General features: G+C 61.4%; 17 protein-coding genes and 1 pseudogene. 11 read left to right on the top strand and 7 right to left on the bottom strand.

Translation table 11 applies throughout. The annotated features are described in order from the left end of the window. Positions 1 to 89: 89 nt before the first annotated feature. The 3 genes and pseudogenes from ngg to mnmC all read right to left on the bottom strand — a co-directional run bounded on the left by ngg (position 90) and on the right by mnmC (position 5,720). Positions 90 to 1,838, bottom strand: coding sequence for an N-acetylglutaminylglutamine synthetase (gene ngg / locus BZ163_RS15380; protein WP_128871615.1), 1,749 nt, complete (start codon positions 1,836 to 1,838; stop codon positions 90 to 92). A 3-nt stretch (positions 1,839 to 1,841) separates the two neighbouring features. Continuing rightward, positions 1,842 to 3,614 carry an N-acetylglutaminylglutamine amidotransferase gene (locus tag BZ163_RS15375; protein WP_128871614.1) on the bottom strand — a complete coding sequence of 591 codons (1,773 nt, stop codon included), beginning with the start codon at positions 3,612 to 3,614 and terminating at the stop codon, positions 1,842 to 1,844. Between the two features lie 124 nt (positions 3,615 to 3,738). Beyond that, positions 3,739 to 5,720: pseudogene (mnmC, locus tag BZ163_RS15370) on the bottom strand (bifunctional tRNA (5-methylaminomethyl-2-thiouridine)(34)-methyltransferase MnmD/FAD-dependent 5-carboxymethylaminomethyl-2-thiouridine(34) oxidoreductase MnmC). 223 nt (positions 5,721 to 5,943) lie between these two features. On the opposite strand from mnmC, the gene pap reads away from it, so the two are divergent. Both pap and BZ163_RS15360 read left to right on the top strand, forming a co-directional pair. Further along, complete coding sequence (gene pap / locus BZ163_RS15365) at positions 5,944 to 7,458, top strand: polyphosphate:AMP phosphotransferase (protein WP_128871613.1); 1,515 nt, start codon at positions 5,944 to 5,946, stop codon at positions 7,456 to 7,458. A 101-nt stretch (positions 7,459 to 7,559) separates the two neighbouring features. Continuing rightward, positions 7,560 to 8,744: a thiolase family protein gene (locus BZ163_RS15360; RefSeq protein ID WP_128871612.1), complete on the top strand. Its 1,185-nt coding sequence runs from the start codon at positions 7,560 to 7,562 to the stop codon at positions 8,742 to 8,744. A 118-nt stretch (positions 8,745 to 8,862) separates the two neighbouring features. On the opposite strand, the gene BZ163_RS15355 is transcribed toward BZ163_RS15360, so the two are convergent. After that, positions 8,863 to 9,057, bottom strand: coding sequence for a DUF6316 family protein (locus BZ163_RS15355; RefSeq protein WP_128871611.1), 195 nt, complete (start codon positions 9,055 to 9,057; stop codon positions 8,863 to 8,865). A 207-nt stretch (positions 9,058 to 9,264) separates the two neighbouring features. Here BZ163_RS15355 and BZ163_RS15350 point away from each other — a divergent pair, with 207 nt between their 5' ends. Further along, the gene (locus BZ163_RS15350; protein WP_128871610.1) at positions 9,265 to 10,224 is read left to right on the top strand and encodes a DMT family transporter; all 960 of its coding nucleotides are present in this window, start codon (positions 9,265 to 9,267) and stop codon (positions 10,222 to 10,224) included. A gap of 130 nt (positions 10,225 to 10,354) precedes the next feature. On the opposite strand, the gene BZ163_RS15345 is transcribed toward BZ163_RS15350, so the two are convergent. Then, positions 10,355 to 11,749 carry a class II fumarate hydratase gene (locus BZ163_RS15345; RefSeq protein ID WP_128871609.1) on the bottom strand — a complete coding sequence of 465 codons (1,395 nt, stop codon included), beginning with the start codon at positions 11,747 to 11,749 and terminating at the stop codon, positions 10,355 to 10,357. 191 nt (positions 11,750 to 11,940) lie between these two features. Here BZ163_RS15345 and BZ163_RS15340 point away from each other — a divergent pair, with 191 nt between their 5' ends. From BZ163_RS15340 to BZ163_RS15305, 8 genes are all read left to right on the top strand, one after another. After that, positions 11,941 to 12,462, top strand: a complete 522-nt coding sequence (locus tag BZ163_RS15340; protein ID WP_064676461.1) for a DUF2059 domain-containing protein — start codon at positions 11,941 to 11,943, stop codon at positions 12,460 to 12,462. A 12-nt stretch (positions 12,463 to 12,474) separates the two neighbouring features. Beyond that, positions 12,475 to 12,774, top strand: coding sequence for a BolA family transcriptional regulator (locus BZ163_RS15335; RefSeq protein WP_128871608.1), 300 nt, complete (start codon positions 12,475 to 12,477; stop codon positions 12,772 to 12,774). Positions 12,775 to 12,799: 25 nt separating this feature from the next. Beyond that, positions 12,800 to 12,985, top strand: coding sequence for a hypothetical protein (locus tag BZ163_RS15330; RefSeq protein WP_128871607.1), 186 nt, complete (start codon positions 12,800 to 12,802; stop codon positions 12,983 to 12,985). After that, positions 12,982 to 13,923, top strand: a complete 942-nt coding sequence (locus BZ163_RS15325) for a rhodanese-related sulfurtransferase (protein ID WP_128871606.1) — start codon at positions 12,982 to 12,984, stop codon at positions 13,921 to 13,923. The genes BZ163_RS15330 and BZ163_RS15325 overlap by 4 nt, the downstream gene beginning before the upstream one ends. A 3-nt stretch (positions 13,924 to 13,926) precedes the next feature. Beyond that, positions 13,927 to 14,565 (top strand): DsbA family protein, encoded by a 639-nt coding sequence (locus tag BZ163_RS15320; protein WP_128871605.1) that lies wholly within the window; start codon positions 13,927 to 13,929, stop codon positions 14,563 to 14,565. Next, positions 14,558 to 16,375 (top strand): ABC transporter ATP-binding protein, encoded by a 1,818-nt coding sequence (locus BZ163_RS15315; RefSeq protein WP_128871604.1) that lies wholly within the window; start codon positions 14,558 to 14,560, stop codon positions 16,373 to 16,375. The genes BZ163_RS15320 and BZ163_RS15315 overlap by 8 nt, the downstream gene beginning before the upstream one ends. 180 nt (positions 16,376 to 16,555) lie before the next feature. Then, the gene (locus BZ163_RS15310; RefSeq protein ID WP_128871603.1) at positions 16,556 to 19,015 is read left to right on the top strand and encodes an EAL domain-containing protein; all 2,460 of its coding nucleotides are present in this window, start codon (positions 16,556 to 16,558) and stop codon (positions 19,013 to 19,015) included. Between the two features lie 9 nt (positions 19,016 to 19,024). After that, complete coding sequence (locus BZ163_RS15305; RefSeq protein WP_371916807.1) at positions 19,025 to 19,855, top strand: TenA family transcriptional regulator; 831 nt, start codon at positions 19,025 to 19,027, stop codon at positions 19,853 to 19,855. 84 nt (positions 19,856 to 19,939) lie between these two features. Here BZ163_RS15305 and sugE read toward each other — a convergent pair whose 3' ends face one another. Together sugE and BZ163_RS15295 are read right to left on the bottom strand one after the other, a co-directional pair. Next, the gene (gene sugE / locus BZ163_RS15300; RefSeq protein WP_027922462.1) at positions 19,940 to 20,254 is read right to left on the bottom strand and encodes a quaternary ammonium compound efflux SMR transporter SugE; all 315 of its coding nucleotides are present in this window, start codon (positions 20,252 to 20,254) and stop codon (positions 19,940 to 19,942) included. Between the two features lie 119 nt (positions 20,255 to 20,373). Next, the gene (locus tag BZ163_RS15295; RefSeq protein WP_128871601.1) at positions 20,374 to 21,339 is read right to left on the bottom strand and encodes a bile acid:sodium symporter family protein; all 966 of its coding nucleotides are present in this window, start codon (positions 21,337 to 21,339) and stop codon (positions 20,374 to 20,376) included. Positions 21,340 to 21,419 lie beyond the last annotated feature (80 nt).

Here is a 21,419-nt window from a genome sequence, read left to right as displayed (position 1 = left end):
CAAGCCAGCTCCTACAGGGGGAATGCGGGTCAACTGTAGGAGCTGGCTTGCCAGCGAAGAGGCCCTGACAGGCGCTACATAACCAAGAACTAAGAGGCCGCCGGCTGACTATGCGGAAACAACAAATCCACAAACCGCTCCGCCGTGGGCTGCGGTTCATGGTTGGCCAGGCCGGCGCGCTCGTTGGCTTCGATAAACACGTACTCCGGCTGATCGGCGGCGGGCACCATCAGGTCGAGTCCGACCATCGGAATATCCAGTGCCCGCGCCGCCCGCACCGCCGCATCGACCAGGGTCGGATGCAGGATCGCCGTGACATCCTCAAGAATGCCGCCGGTATGCAGGTTCGCCGTGCGCCGTACGAACAGATGCTCGCCGGCCGGCAGAACGCTCTCGTAGTCGTAGCCTGCCGCCTGCAAGGTGCGCTCGGTTTCATGATCCAGCGGGATTTTGCTTTCGCCGCTGGTGGCCGCCTGGCGCCGTCGACTCTGGGCTTCGATCAGCGCACCGATGGAATGCTGACCATCACCCACGACCTCGGCCGGACGGCGGATAGCGGCGGCGACCACTTCGAAACCGATCACCACGATTCGCAGGTCGAGACCTTCGTGGAAACTTTCCAGCAGCACGCGGCTGTCGAACTGGCGGGCTGCCTCGATGGCTTGCTGGACGTCTTCGATGCTCTGCAAATCCACCGCGACGCCTTGGCCCTGCTCGCCGTCCAGGGGTTTGACCACCACCCGCTCATGCTCATCGAGAAACGCCAGATTGTCGTCCGCGTTACCCGCGAGCTGTTGCGCCGGCAGATTCAATCCGGCCTTTTTCAGCGTTTTGTGGGTCAGGCTTTTGTCCTGACACAAGGTCATGCTGATAGCACTGGTCAGATCGCTCAAGGATTCACGGCAACGTACCCGACGACTGCCATGGACCAAGGTGAACAGGCCGGCCTCGGCATCATCGACCTGCACGTCGATGCCGCGCCGATGCGCTTCCTCGACGATGATCCGCGCATAGGGATTGAACTCGGCTTCGGGACCCGGACCGAGGAACAGCGGCTGATTGATGCTGTTCTTGCGCTTGATGGCGAAGGTCGACAGGTTGCGAAAACCCAGCTTGGCGTAAAGGCTTTTTGCCTGGCGGTTGTCGTGCAGCACTGACAGGTCCAGGTAACTCAAGCCGCGGCTCATGAAGTGTTCGATCAAGTGGCGCACCAGTACTTCACCGACGCCCGGTCGCGAACATTGCGGGTCGACGGCCAGGCACCAGAGGCTGCTGCCGTTTTCCGGGTCTTTGAACGCCTTGTGATGATCGAGGCCCATGACGCTGCCGATGAGCGCGCCACTGTCCTCATCCTCAGCCAGCCAGAATACCGGGCCGCCCTGGTGACGCGGGGTCAGCAGGCTCGGGTCGATCGGCAGCATGCCGCGCAGCTGATACAGCTGATTGATTGCCGACCAGTCCGCATCGCTCTGGGCCCTCCGAATGCGAAAACCGCGAAACACCCGGGTGGACTGCCGGTAATCGCTGAACCACAGACGCAAGGTGTCGGACGGGTCGAGAAACAGTTGCGCCGGCTCCAGCCCCAGCACTTGCTGGGGAGCGGCAACGTAGAGCGCGATGTCGCGTTCGCCCGGCTGCTCGTTGAGCAACTCCTGGGCGAGGCTCGCCGGGTCGGCAAAGGTGTGGCCGATCAACAATCGGCCCCAACCGCAGTGCACGGCGATCGGCGCCGCACCCAATTCGCTGCCGTCTTCGGCCAGGCGCGCCTGCAAGCGTTCGTAGGAGGGCGCCTGACCGCGCAACAAGCGTTGGCTGTAAGCCGTGGCATGGGGTTTCATCGATCAGATTCCTTGTTCACTGAGCCACAGGTTCAGGGCCGCCAATTGCCACAGCTTGGAGCCGCGCAACGGGGTCAACTGGCCTTGCGGGTCGGTCAGCAGGCGATCGAGCATTTCCGGTTGGAACAGACCGCGATCCTGGCTGGGATCGAGCAGCAATTCACGCACCCAGTTCAGCGTGTCGCCCTGCAAGTGCTTCAGGCCGGGGACCGGGAAGTAACCTTTCTTGCGGTCGATCACTTCACTCGGAATCACCAGTCGCGCCGCTTCTTTCAAGACTTGCTTGCCGCCGTCCGGCAGTTTGAATTTGCCTGGCACCCGGGCCGACAACTCCACCAGGCGGTAGTCGAGGAACGGCGTGCGCGCTTCCAGGCCCCAGGCCATGGTCATGTTGTCGACGCGTTTGACCGGGTCGTCCACCAACATGATCGTGCTGTCCAGACGCAAGGCTTTATCCACCGCTGCATCGGCACCGGGTTGGGCGAAATGTTCCTTGACGAAGTCACCCGCGGCGTCATTGGCGGTCAACCATTTCGGCTGCACGGTGGCGGCGTAGTCGTCGTAGCTGCGGTCAAAAAATGCATCGCGATAGGCGGCATAAGGATCTGCGGCGCCGTCGACTTGCGGATACCAATGGTATCCGGCAAACAACTCGTCCGCGCCCTGGCCGCTCTGCACCACCTTGCAGTGCTTGGCGACTTCCCGGGACAGAAGATAAAAGGCGATGCAGTCGTGGCTGACCATCGGCTCGCTCATGGCGCGGAACGCCGCGGGCAGTTGCTCGATGATCTCTTTTTCGTCGATGCGCAGTTGGTGGTGCTGGGTGTTGTAGTGTTTGGCGATCAGGTCCGAATACTGGAACTCGTCGCCGCGCTCGCCGCCGGCATCCTGGAAACCGATGGAAAAGGTCGACAGGTTTTCCACGCCGACTTCTCGCAGCAGACCGACCAGCATGCTCGAATCGACACCGCCGGACAGCAGCACGCCGACATCAACTGCGGCACGTTGACGGATCGCCACCGCGTCGCGGGTGCTGTCGAGCACCCGGTCGCGCCAGTCTTCGAGGGTCAGGTTCATCTCGTCGGCGTGTGGACCGTAGGGCAGGGTCCACCAGGTTTTCTGCTCGGTGGTACCGTCCGCTTCGATGCGCATCCAGGTCGCCGGTGGCAGTTTTTCGATGCCCGCCAGCAAGGTGCGCGGCGCCGGGACCACGGCGTGGAAATTCAGATAATGATTGAGCGCCACCGGATCGAGGATCGGGTTGATGTCGCCGCCCTTGAGCAACGCCGGCAGGGACGAGGCAAAGCGCAGGCGCTGGCCGGTGCGCGACAGGTACAGCGGCTTCACACCCAGACGGTCGCGGGCGATGAACAGACGTTTGGCATAGCGCTCCCAGATGGCGAAGGCGAACATGCCATTGAGCTTGGGCAGCAGTGCTTCGCCCCAGGCGTGATAGCCCTTGAGTAGCACTTCGGTGTCACCGCCGGAATAGAAGGCGTAGCCCAGGCTTTCCAGCTCGGTACGCAGTTCCGGGAAATTGTAGATAGCGCCATTGAAGGCCAGGGACAAGCCCAGTTGGTTGTCGACCATCGGCTGCGCCGAGCCGTCCGACAGGTCCATGATTTTCAGGCGACGATGGCCCAGGGCAATCGGCCCTTGGGCCTGGAAGCCCCATGCGTCAGGGCCGCGAGGGGCCAGGTGATGGGTGATTCGTTCAACGGCTGCAAGGTCCGCAGGTTGATGATCAAAGCGTAACTCGCCAGCTAATCCGCACATAAAGTCCTTACCGGTTTTTCCGTTGGGGAGGGTCAAGCGATACCGCACCAAAAACGGTGGGTACTCAGAAACTGACCCGGGTAAATCCCCGTAGTTTTAGACCGATAAGTTATAAGCGTAGGGTTCAGACTTTTCCGCGGACCAATTGGCGCACAGCAAAACGGTTCGGATGACAGGCCTCGGCGACTGACCTGGGCAGGGGCAGCGGTTCGTTGTCGATCCATGCAGCGAGCAATTCGCCCGACAGTGGCGCGGTGATCAAGCCGCGAGAACCGTGGCCGCTGTTGAGGTAAAAACCCTCGAGCCAGGGGCAGGGAATGTCCGGTACTTGCCGGGCGTCCTTGCTCAGTACGGCGTAGGCGTCGGCGAACGCTGCCTGCTCGGCCAACGGGCCGACGATCGGCAGATAGTCCGGGCTGGTGCAACGGAACGCGGCGCGTCCTTCAAGCTGTAGCGGGTCCAGTTCCCGAGCCTGCAGGCGCGTGGCCAGGTCGAGGGAGATGTCCTCGAGCAACGCCAGGTTGCCCAGGTGCTCATTGAGGGTCGGGGTCAGGTCATCGCTCTTGAAGTCGAAGCTGGCGCCGAGTGTGTGTTCACCCAGTCGAGCCGGCGCGACATAACCGTCGGCGCAGACGACGGTGGTCAGGCCCTGGCTTTGCGGGGTTTGCGCCAGCCGGGTGATCTGGCCACGAATGCGTTTGAGCGGCAGTTCGGCACTCTGTGGAAAACGCTTGATCTCGGCGGCACCGGCCAGGATCACCACGGGGGCACTGGCCAGCAAATCATCGCCGCCCCAGGCCTGCCACTGCTGATCAACCTTGCGCAGTTCCAGGACGTCGCGATGGGGCAGCCAATGGATGTTCGCCGAGGACGCCTGCCAATGGCACAACGCTGGCGGATGCACCCAGCCACCTTCCGGGAAGAATAAACCGCCGTGCTCCAGGGCGATGCCGGCCTGTGCCTGCGCCCGCGGTTGATCGAGCAAGTGCGCCAGGTCTGGCGAAAAGGCGGCGGCCAATTGCGCCTGACGCTCGGCTTCCTTGGCATTGAAGGCCAATTGCAGGACGCCACAATCGTCCCAGTCGAGGCCCCGCTGCAAATGCTCGAGCAGGCGTCGGGTGTAGCCGAAGCCGCTGACGATCATTTGCGACAACGCCGTGCCATGGGCCGAAAGCTTGAGATACAGCACGCCCTGGGGATTGCCCGACGCTTCCTGTGCCAGCGCATCGTGCGCTCCAGCAGGCTGACGTGCCAACCCCGCGCAGCCAGGCTGGCAGCCGTCGCGCAACCGGCCAGGCCGGCGCCGATCACCAGCGCCCGACGTTCGCCGGTCAGCGGTGCGGGGCGGGCAAACCAGGGTTTGGCAACGGCGGGTGCCAGGGCGTGTTCAGGCCAGCCAAGGAAGTTGCCGCGCAGGATCTCCCATTTGTGGCCGATGCCTGGCGTGCGCTTCATCTTGAAGCCTGCGGCATTCAGCAACCGGCGCACCCATCCGGTGCTGGTGAAGGTGCTCAGGGTAGAGCCTGGCGCGGCCAAGCGCGCCAGCTCGGCGAACAGTTCGGCGGTCCACATGTCGGGGTTTTTCGCCGGAGCGAAGCCGTCGAGAAACCAGGCGTCGACCTGTGCATCCAACTGCGGCAATTGCTCCAGGGCATCCCCGATCAACAAGGTCAGGACCACTCGGCCGTTGTCCAGGATAAGCCTCTGGAAGCCTTGATGGATCGCCACGTACTGCGCCAGCAGTTGCTCGGCAAAGGGTTTGAGTTCAGGCCACAGGGCCAGCGCCCGCTGCAGGTCCGGCAGGCTCAGCGGATACTTTTCGACACTCACGAAATGCAACCGCGCACCCGCCACCGCCTGCTGTTCGAACAACTGCCAGGCGCAGAGAAAATTCAATCCGGTGCCGAAACCGGTCTCACCGATCACCAGTCTTGAGCCCACCGCTAACGCGGCAAAGCGTTCACGCAGATTGTTTTGCTCAAGGAAGACGTAACGGGTTTCATCAAGGCCCGACTTATCCGAAAAATAGACATCGTCGAACACCCGCGAACGCGGGAGCCCTTGGTCGTCCCAGTCGAGCTGGGCGTGGGGCAATACAGGTTTCATGGCAGGCTCGGCAACGGCAAGGCGGCCATTCTAGCCCTGTAGGAGCGAGCTTGCTCGCGATGGTCGCCAACGACAACGCGTATCTGCCGGATAATACGCGGTGTTCCGAAATCCATCGCGAGCAAGCTCGCTCCTACACCAGCATTACAAAACCACAGGGAATTTTCTCTGCGGACTAATGGCCCAATCCGCTAGTCTTGCTCAATCCTGAAAGGAGCCGTCCATGTTCGAATCTGCTGAAATCGGTCACGTCATCGACAAAGACACTTATGACAGTGAAGTGCCAGCGCTGCGCCAGGCGTTGCTGGAGGCGCAGTTCGAACTGCAACAGCAGAAGCGCTTCCCGGTGATTATCCTGATCAACGGCATCGAAGGCGCGGGCAAGGGCGAGACGGTCAAGCTGCTCAACGAATGGATGGACCCGCGCCTGATCGAGGTTCGCACCTTCGATCAACAGACCGACGAAGAACTGGCTCGGCCACCGGCCTGGCGTTATTGGCGGATGCTCACGGCCAAGGGCCGCATGGGGATTTTCTTCGGCAACTGGTACAGCCAGATGTTGCAGGACCGGGTCCATGGCGTAATCAAGGATCCGCGGCTCGATCAAGCCATCAACGCCGCCGAGCGACTGGAGAAGATGCTGTGCGACGAAGGCGCGCTGATCTTCAAGTTCTGGTTCCACCTCTCCAGGAAACAAATGCGCGCGCGGCTCAAGGCCCTGGCTGACGATCCCTTGCACAGTTGGCGCATCAGCCCGCTGGACTGGCAGCAGTCGCAGACCTACGACAAATTCGTCAAATACGGCGAACGCATCCTGCGTCGCACCAGCCGCGACTACGCGCCATGGCATGTGATCGCCGGGATGGACCCGCGCTATCGCAGCCTGGCGGTGGGCATGATTCTGCTCGAGGGCCTGCAAGCCGCCCTGAAGCGCCCCAAAATTCACCCGGACAAAGTCAACGCCGCGCCATTGGTCAGCAGTGTCGACCAGATGAACCTGCTCGACAGCCTGGACTTGAGCCTGAATCTGGACAAGGCCGATTACGAAGAACAGCTGATCACCGAGCAGGCGCGGTTCTCCGGACTGATGCGTGATAAACGCATGCGCCGACACGCCCTGATCGCCGTGTTCGAAGGCAATGACGCGGCGGGCAAGGGCGGGGCCATTCGCCGGGTCGCCGCGGCGCTGGACCCACGCCAGTACAGCATCGTGCCGATCGCCGCGCCCACTGAAGAAGAGCGGGCGCATCCCTATATGTGGCGGTTCTGGCGCCATATTCCGGCGCGCGGCAAGTTCACCGTGTTCGACCGCTCCTGGTATGGCCGGGTGCTGGTGGAGCGCATCGAAGGTTTTTGCAGCGCGGCGGACTGGTTGCGCGCCTACGGTGAAATCAACGACTTCGAAGAGCAGATCGCCGATGCCGGGGTGATCGTGGTCAAGTTCTGGCTGGCCATCGACAAACAGACGCAGATGGAGCGATTCGAAGAGCGTGAACAGACGCCTTTCAAGCGCTTCAAAATCACTGAAGATGATTGGCGCAATCGGGAAAAGTGGGACGACTATCGGGCCGCGGTCGGCGACATGGTCGATCGCACCAGCACCGAGATCTCGCCCTGGACCCTGGTGGAGGCCAATGACAAGCGCTGGGCCCGGGTCAAGGTGTTGCGCACGATCAATGTGGCGCTGGAAGAAGCGTTCAGGAAATCCGACAAGCAGGCGAAAAAGCACAAGGGGTGAGTCAATGGTTGCGCATACGCAAGGTGAATGATTGTCGCGGTTGGTCATTCTGTGGACTTATGCTCGGTCCACTCCAACCGACAACAACAATGAGGTATGCCATGCGTGAAGTGGTGATCGTCGACAGCGTGCGGACCGGCCTGGCCAAATCCTTTCGCGGCAAGTTCAACATGACCCGTCCGGATGACATGGCGGCGCATTGTGTCGACGCCTTGTTGACGCGCACGGGGATCGACCCGGCCAGCGTCGAGGATTGCATCGTCGGCGCCGGCTCCAACGAAGGCGCCCAGGGCTACAACATCGGGCGCAATGTCGCCGTGCTCTCGCGTTTGGGCGTCGGCTGTGCCGGAATGACCCTCAACCGATTCTGCTCCTCTGGCTTGCAGGCGATTGCCATCGCCGCCAACCAGATCGCCTCGGGTTGCAGCGACATCATCGTCGCCGGCGGCGTCGAGTCCATCAGCCTGACCATGAAAAGCGTCAACACCGACCACCTGATCAACCCGCTGCTCCAGGAGCAGGTGCCAGGCCTCTACTTCCCCATGGGCCAGACCGCCGAAATCGTCGCCCGTCGTTACCACGTCAGCCGCGAACAACAGGACCTGTACGCCCTGCAAAGCCAGCACCGCACCGCCCAGGCCCAGGCTGCCGGCTTGTTCGACGATGAAATCGTGCCCATGGCGGTGAAGTATCGGGTTGAAGACAAGGCCTCCGGGCAAGTGCAGATCCTCGATGGCATCGTCGATCGGGACGACTGCAACCGCCCGGACACCACGCTGCAAAGCCTGGCCGGGCTGAAGCCGGTGTTTGCCGAAGACGGCTCGGTGACCGCCGGCAATTCTTCGCAACTGTCCGATGGCGCCTCCATGACCCTGGTGATGAGCCTGGAAAAAGCCTTGGCCCTGGGACTGAAGCCCAAAGCCTTCTTTCGCGGCTTTGCAGTGGCCGGGTGCGAACCGGATGAAATGGGCATCGGCCCGGTATTTTCGGTGCCCAGGCTGCTCAAGGCGAAGGGCTTGCAGATGGCCGACATCGATCTGTGGGAGCTCAACGAGGCGTTCGCGTCCCAGTGCCTGTACAGCCGCAATCGGCTGGGGATCGATAACGAGAAGTACAACGTCAATGGCGGCTCGATCTCCATCGGCCATCCGTTCGGCATGACCGGTTCGCGGCAGGTCGGGCATCTGGTGCGTGAGCTGCAGCGCCGTCATCTGCGTTACGGCATCGTCACCATGTGCGTGGGCGGGGGGATGGGGGCAACCGGGTTGTTTGAGGCGGTGCGTTAGATTCGAAAGATTTGTTTTCCGATCGATCGCTTTCGCGAGCAAGCCCGCTCCCACAGGGATTTGGTGTGACAGAGATCCAATGTGGGAGCGGGCTTGCTCGCGAAGCAGGCGCCGCGGTTTATCGGTTCATCCGCGCCAGCAGCATCCGCTCTATATAAGCCTGAATCTGCACCTCGGCCTTCTCCAGGTTTTCAAACGGCCCCTCCAGGGTGTTTTCCCGGGTGCTGAAGTACAACTCCCCGTTCACACGGCACATCCGGTCACTGCGAAAGTGGGTGGCGGGGGCGTTGTCCTGGGCGCGCATGCCGTACATGGCGATCTCCTGTAGGGGGCGTTGGTGGATCCAATGAGCTTATGCACGAACCCCTTGGCCTGCATCGCCAACCGATCGACGGCCTATCGCCCCTTGAAAGGGTGCGACCTGTACAGTTTCATTTGCGGCCAGTGGCCAACTGTCCCTGTGTGCCGGGCGACTCTGTGCCTAGAATGACGGTTCTCGCCAAAGGGCTTCGGGGTACGCATGCACATTTCATCGGGTCGCTGGGTTTATGGTCTGTTCCTGGCCTTGTTGACCGCGTTGCTGTGGGGAATCCTGCCGATCAAGCTCAAGCAAGTGCTGCTGGTGATGGATCCGGTGACGGTGACCTGGTTTCGGCTGATGGTGTCGGGCGGGTGCCTGTTCATTTTCCTGGCGGCAACCAGGCGCCTGCCCAGTCGCAAAGTCCTCGGCCCGCGCGGTGGGTGGCTGGTATTGATGGCGGTGCTCGGTCTGGTGGGCAACTACGTGCTGTACCTGATGGGGCTGAACCTGCTCAGCCCCGGCACCGCGCAACTGGTGGTGCAGACGGGGCCGATCATGCTGCTGATTGCCAGCCTGTTTGTGTTCAAGGAGCGGTTCAGCCTGGGGCAGGGGATTGGCCTGCTGGTGCTGCTGGTCGGCTTCGGGTTGTTTTTCAACCAGCGGCTGGTCGAGTTGTTCACGTCCCTGACCGACTATACGGCCGGCGTTCTGTTGGTGCTGTCGGCCTCCACCGTCTGGACCTTTTATGCACTAGGGCAGAAGCAATTGCTGACGGTGTGGAATTCGTTCCAGGTGATGATGGTGATCTACCTGTTTTGCGGGTTGTTGCTGACACCCTGGGTGCATCCGCTGGAGGCGCTGCAACTCAGCCCGTTGCAAGGCTGGCTGCTGCTGGCGTGTTGCATGAACACCCTGATCGCCTATGGCGCGTTTGCCGAGGCATTGGCGCATTGGGAAGCTTCGCGGGTGAGTGCCACCCTGGCGATCACGCCGTTGGTGACCTTTGCGGCGGTGGCGGTGGCGGCGTGGTTGTGGCCGGAGTATGTGCATGCCGAGACGATCAATGGCCTGGGGTACGGCGGGGCGGTGCTGGTGGTGCTGGGGTCGGCGCTGGTGGCATTGGGGCCGTCGTTGATGGCGGGGCTAAGGGCTCGGCGGGTGCGGATGGCGGCCAGTTAGACCGCGTTATCGTTCATCGCGGCCAAGCCACGCTCCCACAGGTTTTGTGTCGTCCACCGAATTTGTGATCGACGCAACACCTGTGGGAGCGGGCTTGCCCGCGATGACTGACTGTAAGGCGCTATAAGGCTCAGCCCTTGGCCCCCGCCTCCAGCATATTCTCCGGCCTCACCCAGGCATCGAACTCTTCATCGGTCAAATACCCCAACTGCAACGCCGCTTCCCGCAAGGTCAGCCCTTCGCCATAAGCCTTCTTGGCTATCTCCGCCGATTTGTCATAACCGATATGCGGGTTCAACGCCGTCACCAGCATCAGTCCGCGCTCCAGATGTTCGGCCATTTTCGCCGCATCCGGCTCCAGGCCGGCGATGCAATGCTGCTGGAAGTTGCTGCAGCCATCGCCCAGCAGCCTGATCGATTGCAGCAGGTTGTGGATGATCACCGGTTTGAACACATTCAGTTGCAGGTGACCCTGACTCGCCGCAAACCCGATGGCGACGTCGTTGCCCATGACCTGGCAAGCCAGCATCGACAGTGCTTCGCACTGGGTCGGATTGACCTTGCCGGGCATGATCGAACTGCCCGGTTCGTTGGCCGGCAGTTTGACCTCGGCAAAGCCGGCACGCGGTCCGGAACCCAGCAGGCGCAGGTCGTTGGCGATTTTCATCAGGGTGACGGCGAGGGTTTTCAGCGCACCGGACAGGGTGGTCAGTGGCTCATGGCCGGCCAGTGCGGCGAATTTGTTCGGAGCGGTGACGAACGGCAGACCGGAAAGGGCGGCCAGTTCGGCGGCGATCGCTTCGCCAAAGCCGTGGGGTGAGTTCAGCCCGGTGCCGACCGCGGTGCCGCCCTGGGCCAGTTCGCAGACCGCCGGCAGCGCGCTGCGGATCGCCCGCTCCGCGTAATCCAGTTGCGCGATGAACGCCGACAACTCCTGGCCGAAGGTAATGGGGGTGGCGTCCATCATGTGGGTGCGGCCGGTCTTGACCAGCTTCATGTGCCGGGCGGATAACTCGGCCAACCCACCGGACAGTTCACTGATCGCCGGCAGCAAATGCTGCTGCACGGCCTGGGCCGCGGCGATATGCATCGCGGTGGGGAAGCAGTCGTTGGAGCTCTGGGAGCGATTGACGTGATCGTTGGGGTGCACCGGGGTCTTGCCGCCGCGCGGGTTGCCGGCCAGTTCATTGGCGCGACCGGCGATCACTTCATTGACGTTCATGTTGCTCTGGGTGCCGCTGCCGGTTTGCCAGACCACCAGTGGGAACTGGTCGTCGTGGCTGCCGTCGAGCACTTCGTCGGCGGCCTGTTCGATCAGCCGGGCGATGTCGGCGGGCAGGTCACCGTTGCGGTCATTGACCCGCGCCGCGGCTTTCTTGATCAGCGCCAGCGCATGCAGCACCGCCAGCGGCATGCGTTCGTCGCCGATGGCGAAATTGATCAGCGAGCGTTGCGTCTGAGCGCCCCAGTAGGCTTCATCCGGGACTTCAACCTGGCCAAGGCTGTCGGTTTCGATACGGCTCATCATGCACACTCCTGTTGGTCTGATAGCGAGTTTAGGCCCTGATCGCCGGCCGTGGTTCCATCAGTCTGGAATTTGACCGTTCACCCCCTCTAAATCAGGCCCGACAAGGCTTGGGGTTGAGCCACACGGTTTTTTAGGCGCAGAATGGTCGCCCTTGGGGTTTTACCTCGCCTGCTAGAAAAGGAAACTCGATGACTCGTCTTCGTGCCATCTGTACCGCGGTTGCACTGGTTTGCGCCAGCGGCCCTGTTTTTGCCGATACCGCCAGCCACAACGCCAGTGCCGAGGCTTTCCTGACGCTGGCGCACGCTGACAAATTGGGCACTCCGGTGTACATGCAAGTGCAGCAAATGTTCGCCCAGCGCTTTGAACAGACCAAAGCCCCCGAGTCGAAAAAAGCCCTGCTGGAAACCTACCAGGCCAAAGCCAACGCCGCTCTGGACCAAGCCATTGGCTGGAACAAGCTGAAGCCGGACATGGTCAAGCTCTACACCACCAACTTCAGCGAATCCGAGCTCAAGGACCTGGTTGCGTTCTACAAGTCGCCACTGGGCAAGAAAGTCCTGGAAAAAATGCCGCAGCTGACCCAGCAATCGGCCCAGATGACCCAGGCCAAACTGGAAAGCGCAGTGCCTGTCGTCAACAAGCTGCTGGCTGACATGACAGCCGAGCTGGAGCCTAAAGGCGCCGCTCCAGCCAAGAAAAAGCCGTAAGCGGAGTTCGGTATGACCATGCAACAACGCATCGAATCGACGCTGGGCCTGTTACAGCCCGAGCACCTGCAAGTGCTGGATGAAAGCCACATGCACAGCCGTGGGTTACAGACCCACTTCAAGGCGGTGGTGGTCAGCGCGCAGTTCGACGGGCTCAATCGCGTCAAGCGCCACCAGAAGGTCTACGGCACGCTCGGCGAGCTGATGGGCGAGTTCCATGCGTTGGCGCTGCATACCTACACGCCCGAGGAATGGGCACAGATCGACGCGGCTCCGGCTTCGCCAACCTGTGCTGGCGGCAGCAAATCCTGATACACCCTCCCTGTAGGAGCCAGGCTTGCCGGCGAAGAACGATTATGCGGTACAGCAGTTGCACCGCAGCGTCTGGTTCGCCGGCAAGCCTGCTCCTACAGCGATGGCGTTATTTTTGCTAGAATCCGCAACGCGCCGCTCACCCGGCGCGTTTTTTTTTCGCATCCGGTTCACCCCTTACGAGGGTAGCCACCTGGAGAATCACCCATGACACCACAGATTGTCGTGGCGGCACTGTATAAGTTCGTCACCCTGGAAGATTACGTCGCCCTGCGCGAGCCACTGCTGCAAGCGATGGTCGACAACGGCATCAAAGGCACGCTGCTGATCGCCGAAGAAGGCATCAATGGCACCGTGTCCGGCAGCCGCGAAGGCATCGATGGCCTGATGGCCTGGCTCAAGAACGACCCGCGCATGGACGACATCGACCACAAAGAGTCGTACTGCGACGACCAGCCGTTCTATCGCACCAAAGTCAAACTGAAGAAAGAAATCGTCACCCTCGGCGTCGAAGGCGTAGACCCGAACAAAAAGGTCGGCACCTACGTCGATCCAGAGAACTGGAACGCACTGATCAGCGATCCCGAAGTGCTGTTGATCGACACCCGCAACGACTACGAAGTCGCGATTGGTACCTTTGAAGGTGCCATCGACCCGAAGACCACCAGTTTTCGCGAATTCCCCGACTACATCAAAGCCCATTTCGACCCGGCCGTGCACAAGAAAGTCGCGATGTTCTGCACCGGCGGCATTCGCTGCGAGAAGGCGTCGAGCTTTATGCTCAGCCAAGGCTTTGATGAGGTCTATCACCTCAAGGGCGGCATCCTGAAGTACCTCGAAGAGGTGCCGCAGGAAGAGACCAAATGGCAGGGCGACTGCTTCGTGTTCGACAACCGCGTGACCGTGCGCCACGACCTCAGCGAAGGCGACTACGATCAATGTCATGCCTGTCGCACACCGATCAGCGTCGACGACCGTGCATCCGAGCATTACGTGGCCGGCATCAGCTGCCCGCATTGCTGGGATAAGCTGAGCGAGAAGACCCGTCGCAGTGCCATCGACCGGCAAAAGCAGATCGAACTGGCCAAGGCGCGCAACCTGCCTCACCCGATCGGCTACAACTACAAGCAAACCCCTTCCGAGGCCTGAACCATGTCTGCGCAACGCCTGCTCTATGTGATGGACCCGATGTGTTCCTGGTGCTGGGGTTTTGCCCCGGTGGCCAACGCGCTGGTCGAGCAGGCGCACGCAGCGGGGGTCGAGGTGCATCTGGTGGTCGGCGGTTTGCGCACCGGCAGTGGCTCGGCGCTGGAGCCGACGACCCGACGCTATATCCTGGAACACTGGCAGGCGGTGACCGAAGCCACCGGCCAGCCATTCAAGCAGGAGGGCGCGTTGCCCGAGGGCTTTGTGTACGACACCGAGCCTGCGTGTCGGGCACTGGTGACGGCACGTAGCCTGGCGCCGGATTGCGCGTGGAAACTGCTCGGGCTGATACAGCACGCGTTTTATGCGCAAGGGCGCGATGTCACCCATGCCAGCGTGCTGGTGGAACTGGCGGAGCAGGCCGGTCTGCCGCGCATCGAGTTCGCCGCCGCGTTCGACCGTGCGGATCAGCATGCCGCAACCGCAGCCGACTTCACCTGGGTCCAGGACCTGGGCATCGCCGGTTTCCCGACCTTGCTGGCCGAGCGTGATGGTCAGTTGGCGCTGTTGACCAATGGCTATCAGCCGCTGAGTGTGTTGTCCCCGTTGCTCGGCCGCTGGCTGGAGCGCGCGGCCTGTGCATGACCTGCCCGATGACGCGCCGGTACCCAAGCGCGTCGATCGTCTGAGCTGGGCGGAAATCCGGCGGCTGGCCCTTCAGCATAAAAAAGCCCTGTGGATCGCCAACGGCGTGGCCGTCCTGGCGACCCTGTGCAGCGTGCCGATCCCCTTGCTGCTGCCGTTGCTGGTGGACGAAGTGTTGTTGGGCCACGGCGACACCGCGCTGAAAGTCATGAACCACGCGCTGCCTGACGTCTGGCAGAAAGCCGCGGGCTACATCGGCCTGATGCTATTGGTGACCTTGGGCCTGCGGTGCGCTGCGCTGCTGTTCAACGTGGTGCAGGCGAAGTTGTTCGCGGCGCTGGCCAAGGACATCGTGTACCGCATTCGTGTACGCCTGATCGAGCGACTCAAGCGCATCTCGCTGGGTGAATACGAAAGTCTGGGCAGCGGCACGGTGACCACGCACCTGGTTACCGACCTCGATACCCTCGATAAATTCGTCGGCGAAACCCTCAGCCGTTTCCTCGTGGCCATGCTGACCCTGGTCGGCACCGCGGGCATCCTGATGTGGATGCACTGGAAACTGGCGCTGCTGATCCTGCTGTTCAACCCGCTGGTGATCTACGCCACGGTGCAGTTGGGCAAGCGGGTCAAGCACCTGAAGAAACTCGAGAACGACAGCACCTCGCGTTTCACCCAGGCCCTGACCGAAACCCTCGATTCGATCCAGGAAGTGCGCGCCGGTAACCGCCAGGGTTTTTTCCTCGGGCGCCTCGGCCAACGGGCTCGTGAAGTGCGCGACTACGCGGTGAGCTCGCAGTGGAAGACCGATGCGTCGAACCGTGCCAGCGGCTTGCTGTTCCAGTTCGGCATCGATATTTTTCGTGCCGCCGCCATGCTCACCGTGCTGTTTTCCGACCTGTCCATCGGGCAGATGCTGGCGGTGTTCAGCTACCTGTGGTTCATGATCGGTCCGGTGGAACAACTGCTGAACCTGCAATACGCCTACTACGCTGCCGGTGGTGCGCTGTCGCGGATCAACGAGTTGCTGGCCCGGGCCGACGAGCCTGAATACCCGGGCGGCGTCGACCCGTTCAACGGCCGCGAAACCGTCGGCATCGAAGTCCAGGGCTTGAGTTTCGGCTACGGCGACGAGCTGGTGCTGGATCAGATGAATCTGTCGATCGCCCCCGGCGAAAAGGTCGCGATTGTCGGTGCCAGCGGCGGCGGCAAAAGCACCCTGGTCCAGCTGCTGCTGGGGCTGTACACGCCGCTTGCCGGGACCATCCGCTTCGGCGGTTCGACCCAGCAGGAGATCGGCCTGGAAACCGTGCGGGAAAACGTCGCCGTGGTCCTGCAGCACCCGGCGCTGTTCAACGACACCGTGCGCGCCAACCTGACCATGGGCCGCGAACGCAGTGATGAGGCATGCTGGCAGGCGCTGGACATTGCGCAGTTGCACGCCACGGTGCGTGACTTGCCCAATGGCCTGGACAGTATCGTCGGCCGTTCCGGCGTGCGCTTGTCCGGCGGACAGCGCCAACGCCTGGCGATTGCGCGGATGGTGCTGGCCGAGCCCAAGGTGGTAATCCTCGACGAGGCCACTTCGGCCCTGGACGCGGCCACCGAATACAACCTGCACCAGGCCATGGCGCGGTTCCTGAGCAATCGCACCACCTTGATCATTGCCCACCGGTTGTCGGCCGTGAAACAGGCCGACCGGGTGCTGGTGTTCGATGGCGGGCGAATTGCCGAGGATGGCGACCATCAGCAATTGATTGCCGATGGTGGTTTGTACGCCAAGCTGTATGGACATTTGCAGCAACATTAGATCAGTGCCGGGCAACCGGGGATCCTCCCGCCGTCGGCATAGCTCTCTGCAACTCGTCCCTGGCGTGCTCGTACTATGCTGCCCTTGCGCTGCCGCTTGCCTAGAATGAGAACCCATCCTAGTCTGGCTGTAGCGATTTCGTCCGGACGACGAACGGGCAGTGCTAATGCAAGGGACCCCATGAATCAGACACGGACTCTCGGAACGCCCCGGTTGTTGGGCATCGTCTGGCCTTTTATTGCCGTCGTGCTGTTTCAGGCGCTGCTGGGGGGCGTCAGCCTGTACACGCTTTCCGCGGTTCGCGGCTACGTGGCCGGTGAAAGCCTGTGGTCCAAGGGCCAGAAAGACGCCATCTATTACCTCAATCTCTACGCCGACAGCCGTGACCAGGCGATTTTTCGCAAATACGAGGGCGCCATTGCCGTGCCTGAGGGAGGGCACGAGTTGCGTCTGGCGCTGGATCATCAGCCACCGGACATCGAAGCGGCGCGAGTGGCGATTCTCAAGGGTGGCAACCACCCGGATGACGTGTCCAGCGTGATCTGGCTGTACCTCAACTTCCGGCACTTCAGCTACCTGGAAAAAGCCATAGAACTCTGGCGAGTGGGGGACGCCTACCTGGTGCGACTCGATGATGTTGCGCAGCAGATGCACCGGAGCATCACCGCCAATCAGGCCACGGAGGCCGACATCAAGCGCTGGAAGGAGCAGATATTCGCCATCAACGATGGCGTGACACCGGCGGCGAAGGCCTTCAGTGATGCCTTGGGCGAAGGCTCGCGGATGATTCTGCGGCTGTTGTTGGTGATCAATCTCGCCACTGCCCTGGGCTTGATCGTCCTGGCGCTGATGCGCACCCACAAGCTGCTCAAGCAGCGCCATGCGTTCGCCGACGCTCTGCAGCTGGAGAAAGACCGTGCGCAGATCACCCTGCAATCGATTGGCGATGGCGTGATCACCACGGACGTCGAAGGCGCGATCGCCTACATGAACCCGGCCGCCGAGGCGATGACGCACTGGAAGGCCGAGCAGGCGACCGGTTTGCCGTTGGCAGCGCTGTTCAATCTGCTCGATGAGAACGCCCAGGCTGACGGTTTTACCTTGATCGAGCACATTTTGAGCGGACAGCTCAGCGGTGGCAGCGAACATTCCAAATTGATTCAACGCCTGGACGGCAGCACGGTCTCGGTCACGCTGGTCGGTGCGCCGATCCGCAATGCCGGCAAGGTCAGTGGCACCGTGCTGGTCCTGCACGACATGACCCAGGAGCGGCAATACATTGCCAACCTGTCCTGGCAGGCGACTCACGATGCCCTGACCGGGCTGGCCAACCGCCGCGAGTTCGAGTATCGCCTGGAGCAGGCGCTGCACAACCTGACGCGGCAGTCGGGGCGCCATGCGCTGATGTTCCTTGACCTGGACCAGTTCAAACTGGTCAACGATACCTGCGGTCACGCGGCCGGGGACGAGTTGCTGCGGCATATCTGTGCGTTGTTGCAATCGGGCCTGCGCGAGGGCGATACCCTGGCCCGGCTGGGTGGCGACGAGTTTGGCATCCTGCTGGAAAACTGTGCCCCGCAAGCCGCGGAGAAAATTGCCGAGGTGTTGCGCCAGACCGTACAGAACCTGCATTTCGTCTGGAAAGGCCGACCCTTCGTGACCACGGTGAGTATCGGCCTGGTGCATGTCACGCAGAGCCCGACCACCCTCGAAGCCTCGCTACGTGCAGCGGACATGGCCTGCTACATGGCCAAGGAAAAGGGGCGCAATCGGGTGCAGGTCTATCATGCCGACGATTCGGAATTGTCCCTGCGCTTTGGCGAGATGGCCTGGGTGCAACGTTTGCACATGGCGCTGGAAGATAACCGCTTCTGTTTATACGCCCAGGAAATCGCGCCCCTTGGTCCTACAGATCCGGGCGGCGGGCATATCGAAATCCTGTTGCGCCTGCATGACGAAGCCGGGCGGATGATATTGCCCGACAGTTTTATTCCGGCCGCCGAACGCTACGGCCTGATGACGTCTCTTGACCGCTGGGTCGTGGAGAACGTGTTCAAGATCATTGCCCAATGCATGGCCGAAAAGCGCAGTTGTCCGTTGGCGATGTGTGCGATCAATCTGTCAGGCACCACCATCGGCGATGACGCGTTCCTCAACTTTCTGCGCGAACAATTTGTTACGTACGCGATCCCGCCTGAAATGATTTGTTTTGAAATCACGGAAACGAGCGCCATTTCAAATCTGTCGAGTGCAATAAAATTTATCAATGAACTCAAAGGGTTAGGTTGCCAATTTTCGCTGGATGATTTTTGTGCCGGAATGTCTTCATTCGCATACTTGAAACATTTGCCTGTAGACTTCCTGAAGATCGACGGGAGTTTCGTAAAGGATATGCTGGACGACCCGATTAACCGCGCCATGGTCGAAGTGATCAATCACATCGGTCATGTCATGGGTAAGCGCACGATTGCCGAGTTTGTAGAGACACCCCAGATCGAGCAGGCATTGCTGGAGATCGGGGTGGATTACGCTCAAGGGTATGTGATTGAACGCCCGCATCCGTTTACCTGCGACAGTCTGCAAAGTCGTCCTGCCCGGCCTCGGCCCTTGTTATTCATGGCGCCTGGCACGTTCCGCTGAAATCTCTCGATGGTCCTTACAATCACAATCAAAAGGAGCTCGACAGTGATCGACACATTCATCAGAACCGGACCACTCATGGAAGCTGCAAGTTATCCCGCCTGGGCTCAGCGCCTGATCCAGGATTGCAGCGAGAGCAAGCGCCGGGTTGTCGAACACGAACTGTACCAGCGTCTGCGTGATAACAAACTCAGTGCAAAGACCATGCGCCACTACCTGATTGGTGGCTGGCCGGTGGTCGAACAGTTCGCTTTATACATGGCACAGAACCTGACCAAGACTCGCTTTGCCCGCCATCCAGGCGAAGACATGGCGCGTCGCTGGCTGATGCGCAATATTCGTGTGGAACTCAATCACGCTGATTACTGGGTGCACTGGAGCCGTGCCCACGGTGTCAGCCTGGAAGATCTGCAAGCGCAAACGGTTGCCCCGGAACTGCATGCGTTGAGCCACTGGTGTTGGCACACCAGTTCCTCGGATTCGCTGATCGTTGCCATTGCGGCCACCAACTATGCCATTGAAGGCGCGACAGGGGAGTGGTCGGCGCTGGTGTGTTCCAGTGGCGTCTACGCGGCATCGTTCCCCGAGGAAGAGCGCAAGCGGGCCATGAAGTGGCTGAAGATGCATGCCCAGTATGACGATGCCCATCCGTGGGAAGCGCTGGAAATCATCTGCACGCTGGCGGGCATGAACCCGGGCAAGTCCCTGCAAGCGGAACTGCGTCAGGCTGTCTGCAAGAGCTATGACTACATGTTCCTGTTCCTGGAGCGCTGCATGCAGCTCGAGCATGCAGAGCGGGCTCCGGTGATGCGTGAGCGGATGGCGCTGGCGGAAAGCTGATCCGTTTTTCGCTGCATTGAAAAAGCCCGCTCTCCTGTCCGTATCGACAGGGGAGCGGGGCTTTTTAGTGACAGCTGCACATGACTAGGCGCTGACTTTCAGTCCCACCAGCCCGGCAATGATCAGCGCCACACTGGCCAGCCGGAACAGCGCCATGGATTCGCCGAACAGAATGATCCCGGCGATCACTGTCCCGACTGCACCCACTCCCGTCCAGATCGCATAGGCCGTGCCCAGCGGCAGTTCCTTCATGGCAAGACCCAGCAAGCCGAGGCTGATGGCCATGGCGGCAACGGTCAACGCGGTGGGGAGAGGGCGGCTGAATCCATCGGTGTACTTCAGGCCGACGGCCCAGCCGACTTCGAACAGACCGGCGAAAAACAGAATGATCCAGGACATGAGAGACCTCCATCGATTGACGGGGTCGTCCCCAGATTAATGACTCGATCGAGCCGCGAGGTCGTCCTCGCGTTGCGCAGGATAGTGCCCATTATTAACCCGGGGATCAAGTTCATGGATCAGTCAATTACTTGCCGAGCCGCCGTTTCCCGATCTTCTTTCTCGCTCATCCGGCGGAACCAGGTCGAGAGCAGCGCCCCGGAAATGTTGTGCCAGACGCTGAACAGCGCGCTGGGTACCGCCGCCAGTGGCGAGAAGTGCGCGCTGGCCAGGGCGGCACCCAGCCCGGAGTTTTGCATGCCGACCTCCAGCGCCAGGGATTTACGCTGGGCCAGGGGCAACTTGAACAGGCGCCCGGTGAAGTAGCCCAGCAGGTAGCCGAAGCTGTTGTGCAGCATCACCACGGCCATGATCAACAGACCGGACTCGGCGATTTTCGCCTGGCTGGCGGCGACCACCGCGGTGACGATGATCACGATGCTGACCACCGACACCAGCGGCAACACCTCCACCGCGTGGCGCACCCGATCACCGAGTACACGCTGGGCGACCACGCCGAGTACGATCGGCAGCAGCACCACTTGCAGGATCGACCAGAACAGCTCCATGAACGACACCGGCAACCACGCCGAGGCCAGCAGCCAGATCAGTGCCGGCGTCAGCAGTGGCGCGAGGAGGGTGGTGACGGCGGCGATGGCCACCGACAGCGCCAGATCCCCGCGGGCCAGCCAGGTCATCACGTTCGACGAGGTACCGCTCGGGCAGCAACCGACCAGAATCACCCCGACCGCGATTTCCGGCGGCAAGTGGAACACCTGGCAGAGCAACCACGCCACGCCGGGCATGATCACGAAATGGGCAACCACGCCCAAGGCCACGCGCCACGGATGGCGAGCGACTTCGGCGAAGTCTTCGAGTTTGAGGGTCAGGCCCATGCCGAACATCACCAGCCCCAGCAGCGGGACGATTGCGCCTTTGAGGCCGATGAACCACGTCGGTTGCAGGAAGGCCACGACGGCGAATATCAGTACCCAGTAAGCGAAGGTGTTGCCGACAAAACGACTCAATGCAGCCAGTGCGCGCATGGCCTGATCCTTAGTATGTGATGTACACGGTTCTGTAGGAGCTGGCTTGCCAGCGAAAGCGTCGGCATGCCTTGCGCATG

Origin of the sequence: Pseudomonas sp. VI4.1 (assembly GCF_002029345.1) — a bacterium.
In the GTDB taxonomy this organism is placed as follows: domain Bacteria; phylum Pseudomonadota; class Gammaproteobacteria; order Pseudomonadales; family Pseudomonadaceae; genus Aquipseudomonas.
Note: the sequence above shows the minus strand (reverse complement) of the source record. Positions and strands in the feature narration are given on the sequence as shown.